We start from the raw sequence: 12,456 nt of genomic DNA on the forward strand, positions 1-12,456 counted from the left end.
AACTGGCGAAACCAAGCCTTTGCGCCGGCTGAGCCTTAGTTGTGACGGACGGTCCAGAGCGGAACATGCCACAGGATGTGGTATTGCTCGGCCGCTGACACTTGTAATCCACTTAAATTTTATACTTTATTATGGTGTTAAAAAGGTTCATAGGGGGATGAACAGTATGTGCGTAGGTGTACCTGCAAAGGTTATAGAAAAGAAAGAATATACGGCACTTGTTGACGTCATGGGGACCAAAATGGAAGTCGGAATCCTCTTTGTTCCGGAAGTAGAAATAGGAGAATACGTGATTGTCCATGCCGGACAGGGTATGTCAATCATTGATCAGACATTTGCCCGTCAAAGCATCAGCGAATGGGAGAAGATGGCCCGTGCAGACGTTATTTGAACCCGCCGATCCGGCAGTTGCAATCGAACTTGCACAGAAAGTGATTGCGCTTGCCGACCGCTGTAAAGAAAAATTTGGCGCAATGCCTGCGTTCATGGAAGTCTGCGGTTCACATACGATGGCTCTTGCAAAAACCGGAGTCAAACTGATCCTCCAGGGACATGTGAATCTCATTTCAGGCCCGGGCTGTCCGGTCTGCGTGACAGATCAGAAGCAAATCGACGCGATGATTGAAGTAGCGGAATCGGACAGCAGGATTGTCTGTACTTTCGGCGATATGATGCGCGTACCGGGATCGAAACGGAGCCTGCTAAGCGCGAAGACAGAAGGGCGCGATGTCCGCATCGTCTATTCACCGCTTGACGCCGTACGGATTGCTGAAGAAAATCCGGAGAAAGAGGTTGTTTTTCTCGGTGTCGGCTTTGAGACGACGGTTCCGGTGCTGGCAGCCGCAATTCAAATGGCTGCACATAAAAATATTAACAATTTTTCGATGTGGGCCACGACAAAGCTTGTCCAGCCTGTACTCAGAACGCTGCTGTCCGTAAAAAAAGTGAAAATCAACGGTTTCTTGCTTCCCGGGCATGTTTCGATTGTGCTTGGCGAACAAGCCTACCGGTTCCTGATTGACGAATTCCGGATGCCCGGCGTGATCAGCGGCTTCGAACCTGTGGAGATGTTGAGCGCTATCTATAAATTATTGAAAATGGTTGATGAAGGCCGGCCTGAAATTATTAATAATTATAAAAGTGTTGTACGTGCCGGAGGTAATAAAACAGCCCAGAAAATGATGAATGAATTTTTTCAGCCATGCGACGAATCATGGCGCGGCATCGGTATGATTTCAAAGAGCGGCCTTGAAATCCGTGAGAAATACAGTCGTTTTAACGCCAAAGAGAAATTCAGCATTAAAATCGGTGAGCCCAAGAAAACCCCCTGTCGCTGCGGCGACATGATCTGCGGCCTGGCTTCTCCGGAAGAGTGTGTACTGTTCGGGAAGGCATGCACGCCGCTGCACCCGGTCGGGCCGTGCATGGTTTCCACAGAAGGTAGCTGTGCGGCCCACTACGCCTATATGAGAAAGGAAGGGTGATTTGATGGAACGCAAAGTGACACTCGCGCATGGCGATGGCGGAGAACTGGCACACAAACTGATCCAGCAAATCTTTATCTCAGCATTTGGCAATGGACATGCCGCCCGGTTCGACTCGGCATATCTGTCGCTGAAAAGTGGAGAAATAGCGGTGACGACGGATAGTTTCGTGGTTAGGCCGCTTTTCTTTCCAGGCGGTGATATTGGCAAGATCGCCGTATCCGGAACGGTCAATGACCTGGCAGTAGCTGGCGCAATCCCGCTTTATCTTACTGCAGGATTTATTATTGAGGAAGGCTTTTCGCTGGCAGATCTGAGGAAAATTGTTCAGTCACTGGCCGAAGAAGCAGGCAAAGCAGGGGTCCGTGTTGTTGCAGGAGATACTAAAGTTGTTGAAAAAGGAGGGGCTGACGGCGTCTACATTAATACGACCGGTGTCGGTCTCCAGCGCGCTGGCAGCTCAGTCGACCCCTCTCGGATCGAAGCGGGTGACGATATCGTTGTCAGCGGCACCATCGGCGACCACGGAATTGCGATTCTGGCGGCACGCGGCGAACTGGGGCTGATGACCGACCTTGAGAGCGACTGCGCATCGTTGAACAAAATGATTGCTGCGTTGATTGACGGCGGCTGCGATGTGAAAATGATGCGTGACCCGACCCGCGGCGGCGTGGCGACAACATTGGTTGAGATTGCTGAAGACTTTGGTGCGGTGCTCGAAATTGAGGAACGGACGCTGCCGATCCGCAATGAAGTGAAGGGCGCCTGCGACATTCTCGGCTTTGATCCACTGTATCTGGCAAACGAGGGTAAGGTGATCCTGGTTGTTTCCCACGCCGACTGTCCGCAGGCACTGGACATATTGCGCCGTTTTCCTGAAGGGGAAAATACCGCAGTGATCGGGCACGTTGCGGGCAGGGGAAGGGGAACCGGGCAGCTGCTGCTTGAAACGCCCCTTGGAAGCAAGAGAAGAATTCACCGCCTTTCAGGTATGATGCTTCCGAGAATATGCTGAACAAATGTCGCGGATGCCGCTTAACGATGAACGAACTATCGGAAACTAATAAAAAGAGGTGCTTTTTCAATGAGTCCGTTAAACATTGGTTTTCCCGGTCTGATTATGATTCTGGTTATTGCTCTGATCATTTTTGGTCCTTCGAAGCTTCCCGAAATCGGCAAGGCGTTTGGTAAATCATTGAGGGAATTTAAGAAAGCGACACAAGGCCTTGCATCTGAGAATGATGAAGAAGATAAGTCTGAAAAGAAAAAGAATCTGATGGCAAGCCAGACGGAACAAACAGAAAAAGACGAAAAAAAAGGATGAAGGAAACCGGATGACTATGACAAAGAGCGGTCAAAGCATGACGCTGATGGAGCATCTGAATGAACTTCGGAGGCGATTTATTCTTGTTCTGATCGCTTTTATTATCAGTTTTGGTGCCTCCCTCTTTTTTGTGCGCAAGCTCTATTACTGGCTGATTTACGATCTGGGCATTCACGGGAAACTGACGGTTCTCGGACCGACGGATATTCTCTGGGTTTATTTTATGCTTGCCGGAGTCATTGCCTTGGCTGTGACTATTCCATTTATTGCTTGGCAGCTCTGGCTGTTTGTTTCGCCAGCCCTGACAGAAAAAGAGCGGAGAATTGCGGTCGCCTATATACCGTCTATCTTTATTCTGTTTATCTGCGGCATTGCTTTCGGTTACTTCGTCGTCTTTCCGAATATACTCCGTTTTCTAATCTCAATTAATGGTGGTATGTTTACGGTGATGTTTACGACGGACAAGTACTTTGGCTTTCTAATCAATATAGTTCTGCCCTTCGGTTTTCTGTTTGAACTTCCTGTTGTCGTCGTTTTTCTGACGAATCTGGGCATATTATCACCTGCGCGGATGAAAAAAATGAGAAAAATTTCTTATCTGTGCCTGGTTGTTCTGGCAACGATGATTTCCCCGCCGGATTTCGTCTCGCATTCTCTCGTTGCTGTTCCGCTTCTGCTGCTTTACGAGATTTGCGTGACCGTGTCGGGTGTAGCCTATAGAAGAAGGAAAAAAAGAATGGCGGCCGCTGAAAAAGAGTTCTCCGCTTCACCCGAATAAAAGGGCCTGAAGACGATGGATAAAATAACCTGCTTTTAGTTGCGGCAGAGCGGCCCATATGTTACATTAAAAATAATGGGTTAGTGAACGTTGATATGAAGATTGGAGCGTTAGTGTATGCATACACTGCTGTTGATTCTGATGATCGCTGCTGCAGTTATTATGATTGTTCTGATTATGATGCAGAGGAGCCGCGGCGACGGTCTTTCCGAAGCCATTACGGGCGGTGCGGAGCAGCTGTTCAGCAAGCAGAAAGCAAGAGGCATTGAAGTGGGGCTTAACCGGCTGACCATCTTTTTTGCTGTTGTCTTTTTCGTCTGTGCTTTTTTGCTTGGGTATTACTTCAAATAACCGCATAGGACAGAATAAACCGGAAAGACGGCTAACGAAGCTGCCACTCCGGTTTTTGTCATTCAGGATAGCGCGAAGAAGGCTTTCCATGATTTCCCGATTGGATTTAGACCTGCACGCCCGGATGGCGTATAATGAAGACTGAATAGGGTGGAAAATGGTGAGTTCTCTCTTCGCCTGTCCGCCAGAAGACAGGAGATTGATTGGGGGGATACGGTATGTCGAAAATCAGGCCGCCCAAGCCTTTTCTGTTTGAAGGCGGGCCGAGAGCGGTTTTGCTGCTTCACGGATTCACCGGAAATTCTGCAGATGTCCGCCAAATCGGCAGGTATCTGAATCAACGGGGATACACGTGCTACGGGCCGCACTACTCCGGACATGCCGTTCCACCGGAAAAATTAATTGAAACGACACCGGATGACTGGTGGCGGGACGTCAGAAATGCATACTCCTTTCTTGAAAAAAAGGGCTTTCAGAAAATTGCAGTGTGCGGACTTTCCATTGGTGGAGTATTTTCCCTCAAATGTGGCTACACTTTTCCTGTCAAAGGAATTATTTCAATGTGTGCACCCGCCGACAGCAGTACCGGGAACAGAATTTATGCTGGTGCTCTCGGATACGCTGAAAACTATAAAATGTATCAGGGAGAAACCCGGGCTGAGATTGACGGCGAAATGAGGGTCATTAAGGAAAAACTTCCAACGCTGCTGGCTGCTGTAAGCAGTCTCATTCTGGATGTCCGTTCAAATCTTCACCGTATTAAAGCACCGGCATTTATTGCTCAGGCTGCCCTCGATGAAATGATCAATATGGACAGCGCAAATTTTATTTATCATGAAATACAATCGAAAATCAGGCGGCTCAAATGGTATGAGCAGTCCACACACGTAATTACGTTAGGAACAGAGAAAGCACAGCTGCACCAGGATATCTATGCGTTTCTTGAAAGCCTGGATTGGTCTGTTTCCTAAGGACAGGGAGGTTATTATATGGCGGAAGAGCGTATTCAGGAAATTCTGGATTACATGCGTGAAGAAACTTATCGGCCGATGACGCTGAATGAGCTTGAGGAAGCTTTCAGTGTTCATGATTCGGCCAAATTTACCGAATTTGTAAAAGTAATGAATGAAATGGAAGAACAAGGGCTAGTCATTAAGACACGATCGGACCGGTACGGACTGCCGGAAAAAATGGACCTGATGAAGGGCCGTGTGCAAAGCCACGCCAAGGGATTTGCCTTCATTATTCCTGAAGATGACAAGCTGGATGATGTTTTTGTCGGGCCAAATGATCTTGCCGGAGCGATGAATGGTGACACCGTCATTGTCCGTGTTTCACACAAAACAACGACGGATGATCGCGGTGACCGTGCAGAGGGCGCGGTGATCCGTATTTTGGAACGTGCCGTAAAGCAGGTTGTCGGTACGTTCAATGCAGGAAAACATTTCGGCTTTGTTATTCCCGATGACACGCGGATTAACGGGGATATTTTTATTCCTGAAAACGCGGAACACGGCGCGATGGAGGGCCACAAAGTCGTCGCGGAGATCACAAAATATCCGGAGGGGCGGAAGAATGCCGAGGGGATGATCACGCAGATCCTGGGTCACAAGAATGATCCGGGTGTCGATATCCTGTCCATCATTTATAAGCACGGGCTGCCACTTGAATATCCACCTGAAGTGATGTCGGAAGCAGAGGCAATTGCGGATGAAATTTCGGATAGAGACCGGGCCGGACGTCGGGATCTGTGCAACGAAACCATTGTGACGATCGATGGGGAAGATTCCAAGGACCTTGATGACGCGGTCACTGTGGGTAAACTTGAAAACGGAAATTACCGGCTCGGTGTACATATTGCGGATGTCAGCTATTATGTCACGGAGGGTTCGTCTCTGGACGCAGAAGCATATGACAGGGGCACAAGTGTATACCTTGTCGACCGCGTGATTCCAATGATCCCGCACCGCTTGTCCAACGGTATCTGCAGCCTGAACCCGCACGTTGACCGGCTGGCGATCAGCTGTGAGATGGAGATTAATCCTCAGGGCATTGTTGTCGATCACGAAATTTTTCCAAGTGTGATCCGGACAACAGAACGCATGACTTATACTAATGTGCGAAAAATTCTTAAACGTGAAGATGATGAGGTGCTTCAGCGCTATCATGATCTCATTCCTTTCTTTGATCTGATGGCCGAGCTGGCCAAAATTCTGGAGAAAAGCCGTCAAGACCGCGGCGCCATTGATTTTGATTTTACCGAAGCAAAGATTATCGTCGATGAACAGGGCAAGCCGACAGATGTTGTGATCCGCGAGCGGACTGAATCCGAGCGATTGATTGAGTCGTTCATGCTTGCAGCCAACGAAACCATCGCAGAACATTTTGAGAAGCTTCATCTGCCTTTCCTCTATCGCGTCCATGAGGAACCGAATCCGGAGAAGCTTCAAAAGTTCTTTGATTTTGCTCTGAACTTTGGCTATGTGTTGAAGGGTGCGACTGATCATGTGCATCCGCGCACGCTTCAGTCACTGCTGGAAAAGGTTAAAGGGCAGCCTGAAGAAGCAGTGATCAGCACAGTGATGCTGCGCTCGATGGCGAAGGCAAAATATGATGATCATTGTCTCGGCCATTTCGGCCTTTCAACCGAATATTATACACATTTCACTTCGCCTATTCGCCGTTATCCCGACCTGACCGTTCACCGGCTGATCCGCAAGTATCTGTTTAATGGGCAAACCGATGGAAAAACGCAGGCCTTCTGGAAAGAACAGCTGCCGGAGATTGCAAAAAGCACTTCTGCTCGTGAGCAGCGCGCCGTCGAGGCTGAGCGCGATACGGACGATCTGAAAAAAGCGGAATTCATGCAGGATAAAGTCGGACAGACCTTCGACGGTGTCGTGAGCGGTGTGACAAACTTTGGCCTGTTTGTCGAACTGCCGAATACGATTGAAGGCCTGGTCCACATCAGTTATCTCACGGACGACTATTATCGCTACAGCGAAGAAAACATGGCACTGATCGGTGAACGAACCGGCCATCTGTACCGGATCGGCGATGAAATCCAGGTGCGTGTGCTTGATGTTAATCTGGACGAGCACGCCGTTGATTTTGAAGTTGTTGGCATGAAACCGCAGAAACCGCGAGTTCGCAAGTCGCGCCCAACGATTATTCAGGGCAGCATGTCCGGGGCCGGAGAGAAAAAACGGTTCGGCAGCAAGCCGAATGGCAGTGGATCGGATCACCGGAAACCTTATCATAAAAGCAGCGGTGGAAGCCGAGGCTCCGGCATAAAGAACAGGCCACATTTTAAAAGCAAAGATAAAAATAAATAATGTAAGATGGAGAATCCTCAGCGATTCTCTTTTTTTTACGATAAAAAAATATACAACTTTGGGAATGTCGACACAACTGGTTCAATTAATAATGATCACAGTTGGCCGGGACTGCGCATCAAAATGAGTGACATTTATTCTTGCCCTATAACTCTCTTTTTTTTACAGCGAATCAACGCAAAAGCGAAGAAAATCAACGAGTCGATGCAAGAAATCAACGCAAAGGGGAAAGGAATCGACGAAATAGGCTTAAGAATCGGCACTAAATCGGAAAAAATCAACAAATGATCAGATTTTATCAATCATATATATACATGTACAAAATAAATTGCAACATGACTATACAAATATTAATGGAAGCGCTATAATAAAAGCGTTAACAAAAGAACAAAACATTAGGAAACACAGATAGGCAGTGTTAAAAAAATATTATAAGCGTTTCTATTTTTGAAGGCATTTAACCAACGCGCGATTAATCAGCGGGTAAGGCTAATTAAAAGAATATCCGCCAAAATGGTTCGGTTCGGGGAGTTGATACTGTGGATTTCAGAAATAAAGTGATCTATCAGATCTATCCAAAATCCTTTTATGACAGTGATCATGATGGGATTGGCGATCTGCGAGGCATCATTGAAAAGATACCTTATATTGTGAAACTGAACGTTAATATGATCTGGTTTAATCCATTTTTCGTTTCGCCGCAAAAGGATAATGGCTATGATGTTGCCGATTACCGTGCGGTTGATCCAAGGCTTGGCACGATGGAAGACTTTGAAGAACTTGTCGCGAAACTAAAAGCACATCAGATTGATGTCATGCTGGATATGGTTTTTAACCATACTTCGACGAAACATGAATGGTTTCAGAAAGCGTTGAACGGAAGTAAAAAATATCAGGACTACTACATTATAAAAGAGCCGAAACCGAATGGCGGCCTGCCAACCAACTGGACTTCCAAATTCGGCGGACCTGCATGGGAAAAGTTTGGCAGCACTGATCGCTATTATTTGCATCTGTACGATAAAAGTCAGGCGGATCTGAACTGGCGCAATCCGGAAGTCAGAAATGAGTTATACAGCATCATTAATTTCTGGATGACAAAGGGTGTCAAAGGATTTCGCTTTGACGTTATCAACGTCACTGGAAAAGACGCACGTCTTGTTGATGCCAAACCCGGTGAAGAGAGCAAGTCTCTATACACAGATAAGCCGGTTGTGCATGATTATTTACAAGAAATGAATCGGGAAAGTTTTGGCAAGGCAGCGGACACTGTTACAGTCGGAGAGATGTCTTCAACCTCAATAGAAAACAGTGTCGGGTATACGAACCCGGACAATCATGAGCTGACGATGGTCTTCAGTTTCCATCATTTGAAGGTTGATTATCAAAATGGTGAAAAATGGACCAAAACAAAATTTGATTTTATGAAATTAAAACGGATTCTCGATAACTGGCAGTCCGGAATGGCGAAAGGAAATGGTTGGAACGCTTTGTTCTGGAATAATCACGACCAGCCCAGAGCAATAAACCGTTTCGGTGATCCGGGAGAGTATCGTGTAAAATCAGCTCAAATGCTGGCTACCGTGATTCATCTGTTAAGAGGAACGCCCTATATTTATATGGGTGAAGAGATCGGAATGACCGATCCGGATTATCACGGTATCGGTGATTATGATGATATCGAGGCCATTAATGCTTATCATGCGTTATTAAAGAAAGGCCTGTCTGAGAACGAAGCCTTTGATATTGTCCATGCGAAGGCTCGGGACAATAGCCGGACGCCGATGCAGTGGGCGGACAAAGAGAACGCCGGTTTTTCCAGCCATCAGCCTTGGCTCAAACCAACAAATTATAGACAAATCAACGTTGAAAAGGAACTGAACGAAGGAAGCATTTTTAATTATTACCAGAAACTGATCCAATTGCGAAAAAATGACCCGATTGTTTCTCATGGCGGTTACGAAAGCCTTTTAATGGATCATCCTGATGTATTTGCTTATTTCAGGACTTATCAAAATCAAAAACTGCTCGTTCTTAACAATTTTTTTAAACGGAACACAGCCGTTACTGTTCCTGATCAGTATTTAAGCCTTGACAGTCGGGTACTCATTTCAAATTATGATAGGCAGACCTTTGAAAAAAGCATCATCCTAAAACCATACGAAGCCATTGCATTTTTATTAATAGATCGTGAAAGCGGGGAGCAGCATGTTTAAACTGTTTGGAAAGAAAAAAGAAATTGAAGCAGATAATCAGTTATACGCCCCGGTAAATGGAAAACTGATTGATATCACGGAGGTAGGAGATCCGGTGTTTTCCGGGAAGATGATGGGGGAAGGATTTGGCGTCATGCCCGATGATGGACATTTGGTTAGTCCCGTTGCCGGCCAGGTGACCATGGTGGCAGACACGAAACATGCCGTCGGCCTGAAAATGGCAAACGGCCTGGAGATTCTGATCCATCTCGGAATTGATACCGTGGAGCTGAAGGGGATCCCATTCTCCCTGACTGTAAAAACAGGTGATATTTTAAAAGGAGGGGATCCTTTAGGAACAATGGATATCAATGAAATTAAAGAAGCCGGAAAAGGAAGTACGGTGATTGTGGTCGTCACCAATTCAAAAGACGCTCTGGATCAGATTAATGTCAGCAAGGGAAAGACTGCTGCAGGTGAAAAGGTGGGCAACTTAGCAGCCAGATCATGACTGTTTCGTTTACAGACTATCTAAAACGCTTACACGTATAATTGGGGAGGGCATTAAAATGGCTAAGAAAAACTATGATCAATTGGCAAAAGAAATTATCACGAATATTGGCAATAAAGAAAACGTCAACAGTGTGATTCATTGTATTACCCGTTTGCGCTTTTATTTAAGAGATGAGTCCCGGGCAAAAACAGACACGATAAAAAAACTGGATGGTGTCATTGATGTGGTCAAATCGGGCGGACAATATCAGGTTGTGATTGGCAATGCCGTGGGCGATGTTTATGACGCGGTCATTCATGAATTAGGAGAAGGTTATGCTGACGATGTCGCTACAGATGCGGCAATTGCTGAAACAGCAGTTGAACAGGGCACCGGGAACCGCATCAAAAACGGGTTTAATGCATTTATTGGTGTTATTACCGGTTCGATGTCCCCGGTCGTCGGCATTCTGGCCGCTTCCGGTATTTTAAAGGGTTTACTAGCCATGTTCACAGGCTTTCACTGGTTGTCCGCGACCGGAAACACTTTTATGTTGCTGAATGCCATGGGCGACTCTGCCTTTTATTTCCTACCGATCATCATCGGTTACACGGCCGCCAAGCGTCTCGGCGGGGATCCAATAATTACGGCTGTTATTGGCGGTGCGATTGCCTATCCAACGATTCTGACCGCAGCCAAGGGCGGACTGAATATTATGGCATTGGGCGCGCTGCATTTTCCCTTTGTTTCCTATACGTATTCCATTTTTCCAATGATTCTGGCCGCTTGGATGGCCGCAAAATTAACCAAATGGGTGAAGAGCTGGCTGCCCAACTATTTGCAGATGATTTTTACGCCATTGATTGTCATTTTGGTTGTTAGTACCATTACTTTATTAGTAACGGGTCCGGTGATTACATGGCTGGCGGATGGTCTTGCCGCAGGGATCGCATGGGGTTTGCAGTCAAGTGGATGGGTATCGGGATTGTTACTCGGTGCATTTTACCAGATTTTGGTCATTTTCGGTCTGCATTGGGGCGTTGTTCCATTGGTTGCCAACGATATCGCGACGACCGGACACAGTTATTTGAATGCGATCCTCTGCCAGACGATGGTTTCACAAGGCGCTGCTGTTTTGGCGGTTGCCATCAAATCGAGAAAGACGACTTTGAAGGAATTGTCGTGGGGCGCTGCCATCTCAGCATTCTGCGGTGTTACAGAACCGGCTATTTATGGCGTTAACCTGAGATATCGCCGCGTCTTCGTATCTGGTTTAATTGGCAGTGCGGTTGGCGGTTTTATCACAGGGCTGCTGCATGTCAATATGTGGGGATTTGCCGGTTCACTGATCGGCTTCCCATCGTTCATTAATCCGAAAGTAGGCATTGACCCGAGTTTCTGGGGATTTGTCGTTGCAAGCGCCGCTTCTCTAATCGTTGGGTTCGTAGTCGCCTACACTTGGGGATTCAACGATAAGATGCAAAAAGAAGAAGAAATAAAACCGGCAAAAAACCCTGCAAAAGCTGTCTAAAGAGCGACAATTTTTGAACCTTGCATATGACAAAAAATGAGACCGCTCAGCCACAAAATGAACCGTTGAAAAACTTCAAGAGGAACCGCTTGGAGTTTTTCAATTTCTGTTCATTAAATTGAATCCGGGAGCATCAACCATGCTAACGAAGACGATTAACTTAAAAACAGTTTTAAAAGAGCCATTTGAAGTTAATGGATATCTTCTTGATCAAATTTCAAATGATGATACGGCAGTTAATGATCCTGCTGTTGTGATCTGCCCGGGCGGCGGGTTCACTTTTTTGTCCGGACGGGAAGCGGAACCGATTGCCTTGAAGTTTAACAGCGAAGGCTATCATGCTTTTATCCTGAATTACTCCCTGATTTCAGCCGGCAAAACCGTTTACCCCGGCGCTCTGTTAGAGATGGCTGCAACCATCCGAATGATGCATCAGAATAAAGAGAAATGGCATATTGATACGAATCGTATTGTTTTGGTCGGTTTCTCGGCCGGCGGCAATATCGTTGCCAACTACAATGGTATTTATAGTCAATCTGCTTTTCTAAAAAAATATCATCTTGACAAAGACGGCATCGCGCCCAGTGCTGCAATTTTATGCTATCCAGTGATTGACTTTCATCTGGGGTATCCCGATGGACATGAGAAAAAGCTGGCAGTCAGTAAGGACAGAACGTACTGGGCAGCGGAACATCTGATCAGTACGGGAACGAAACCAACCTTTATCTGGCATACGGTGACGGATCAGGTTGTTCCAATGGAAAATACACTGGTTTACGTGGCCGAATTAAAAAAACATCATATCCCGTTCGAAGCGCATTTATTTGCTGAGGGAAAACATGGGCTTTCTTTAGCGAATGCAATCACTCAAAAGTCCAACCGACCCGAAGATATCAATGCCCATGTCAGCCACTGGTTCAATCTGGCAGTTGAATGGCTGAGTGACAGGAGCGGGAAGCCTTAAA

Annotated in this window: 12 protein-coding genes; all 12 read left to right on the forward strand. The window is 46.6% G+C overall.

The annotated features are described in order from the left end of the window. The first annotated feature begins 166 nt into the window (after positions 1-166). The 12 genes from COP04_RS06435 to COP04_RS06495 all read left to right on the forward strand — a co-directional run bounded on the left by COP04_RS06435 (position 167) and on the right by COP04_RS06495 (position 12,455). Complete coding sequence (locus COP04_RS06435) at positions 167-391, forward strand: HypC/HybG/HupF family hydrogenase formation chaperone (RefSeq protein WP_100487225.1); 225 nt, start codon at positions 167-169, stop codon at positions 389-391. After that, positions 375-1,484: a hydrogenase formation protein HypD gene (gene hypD / locus COP04_RS06440; protein ID WP_100487226.1), complete on the forward strand. Its 1,110-nt coding sequence runs from the start codon at positions 375-377 to the stop codon at positions 1,482-1,484. The genes COP04_RS06435 and hypD overlap by 17 nt, the downstream gene beginning before the upstream one ends. 4 nt (positions 1,485-1,488) lie before the next feature. Beyond that, the gene (gene hypE / locus COP04_RS06445) at positions 1,489-2,499 is read left to right on the forward strand and encodes a hydrogenase expression/formation protein HypE (protein ID WP_100487227.1); all 1,011 of its coding nucleotides are present in this window, start codon (positions 1,489-1,491) and stop codon (positions 2,497-2,499) included. A gap of 69 nt (positions 2,500-2,568) precedes the next feature. Next, positions 2,569-2,808 (forward strand): twin-arginine translocase TatA/TatE family subunit, encoded by a 240-nt coding sequence (locus COP04_RS06450; RefSeq protein ID WP_100487228.1) that lies wholly within the window; start codon positions 2,569-2,571, stop codon positions 2,806-2,808. Positions 2,809-2,824: 16 nt separating this feature from the next. Continuing rightward, complete coding sequence (tatC, locus tag COP04_RS06455; protein ID WP_420852780.1) at positions 2,825-3,586, forward strand: twin-arginine translocase subunit TatC; 762 nt, start codon at positions 2,825-2,827, stop codon at positions 3,584-3,586. A 117-nt stretch (positions 3,587-3,703) separates the two neighbouring features. After that, positions 3,704-3,937, forward strand: a complete 234-nt coding sequence (secG, locus tag COP04_RS06460) for a preprotein translocase subunit SecG (RefSeq protein WP_100487229.1) — start codon at positions 3,704-3,706, stop codon at positions 3,935-3,937. Between the two features lie 218 nt (positions 3,938-4,155). Continuing rightward, the gene (locus COP04_RS06465) at positions 4,156-4,908 is read left to right on the forward strand and encodes an alpha/beta hydrolase (protein WP_100487230.1); all 753 of its coding nucleotides are present in this window, start codon (positions 4,156-4,158) and stop codon (positions 4,906-4,908) included. Between the two features lie 18 nt (positions 4,909-4,926). After that, on the forward strand, positions 4,927-7,272 hold the full coding sequence (rnr, locus tag COP04_RS06470; protein ID WP_100487231.1) for a ribonuclease R: 2,346 nt from the start codon (positions 4,927-4,929) through the stop codon (positions 7,270-7,272). A gap of 539 nt (positions 7,273-7,811) precedes the next feature. Then, complete coding sequence (treC, locus tag COP04_RS06480; protein WP_100487233.1) at positions 7,812-9,488, forward strand: alpha,alpha-phosphotrehalase; 1,677 nt, start codon at positions 7,812-7,814, stop codon at positions 9,486-9,488. Continuing rightward, positions 9,481-9,978 carry a PTS sugar transporter subunit IIA gene (locus tag COP04_RS06485; protein WP_100487234.1) on the forward strand — a complete coding sequence of 166 codons (498 nt, stop codon included), beginning with the start codon at positions 9,481-9,483 and terminating at the stop codon, positions 9,976-9,978. Before treC ends, COP04_RS06485 begins: the two co-directional genes overlap by 8 nt. A 58-nt stretch (positions 9,979-10,036) precedes the next feature. Then, complete coding sequence (locus tag COP04_RS06490) at positions 10,037-11,491, forward strand: PTS transporter subunit EIIC (protein WP_100487235.1); 1,455 nt, start codon at positions 10,037-10,039, stop codon at positions 11,489-11,491. A 139-nt stretch (positions 11,492-11,630) separates the two neighbouring features. Continuing rightward, positions 11,631-12,455, forward strand: coding sequence for an alpha/beta hydrolase (locus COP04_RS06495; RefSeq protein WP_100487236.1), 825 nt, complete (start codon positions 11,631-11,633; stop codon positions 12,453-12,455). Position 12,456: the final 1 nt, after the last annotated feature.

The organism is Sporolactobacillus pectinivorans (assembly GCF_002802965.1).
GTDB classification, from domain to species: Bacteria; Bacillota; Bacilli; order Bacillales; family Sporolactobacillaceae; genus Sporolactobacillus; species Sporolactobacillus pectinivorans.

What these genes read in the sequence shown, in the direction of transcription:
- COP04_RS06435 (WP_100487225.1), top strand. Translation starts at nt 167, where the DNA reads ATGTGCGTAGGTGTACCTGCAAAGGTTATAGAAAAGAAAGAATATACG.
- hypE (WP_100487227.1), top strand. Translation starts at nt 1,489, where the DNA reads ATGGAACGCAAAGTGACACTCGCGCATGGCGATGGCGGAGAACTGGCA.
- COP04_RS06450 (WP_100487228.1), top strand. Translation starts at nt 2,569, where the DNA reads ATGAGTCCGTTAAACATTGGTTTTCCCGGTCTGATTATGATTCTGGTT.
- tatC (WP_420852780.1), top strand. Translation starts at nt 2,825, where the DNA reads ATGACAAAGAGCGGTCAAAGCATGACGCTGATGGAGCATCTGAATGAA.
- secG (WP_100487229.1), top strand. Translation starts at nt 3,704, where the DNA reads ATGCATACACTGCTGTTGATTCTGATGATCGCTGCTGCAGTTATTATG.
- COP04_RS06465 (WP_100487230.1), top strand. Translation starts at nt 4,156, where the DNA reads ATGTCGAAAATCAGGCCGCCCAAGCCTTTTCTGTTTGAAGGCGGGCCG.
- rnr (WP_100487231.1), top strand. Translation starts at nt 4,927, where the DNA reads ATGGCGGAAGAGCGTATTCAGGAAATTCTGGATTACATGCGTGAAGAA.
- COP04_RS06485 (WP_100487234.1), top strand. Translation starts at nt 9,481, where the DNA reads ATGTTTAAACTGTTTGGAAAGAAAAAAGAAATTGAAGCAGATAATCAG.
- COP04_RS06490 (WP_100487235.1), top strand. Translation starts at nt 10,037, where the DNA reads ATGGCTAAGAAAAACTATGATCAATTGGCAAAAGAAATTATCACGAAT.
- COP04_RS06495 (WP_100487236.1), top strand. Translation starts at nt 11,631, where the DNA reads ATGCTAACGAAGACGATTAACTTAAAAACAGTTTTAAAAGAGCCATTT.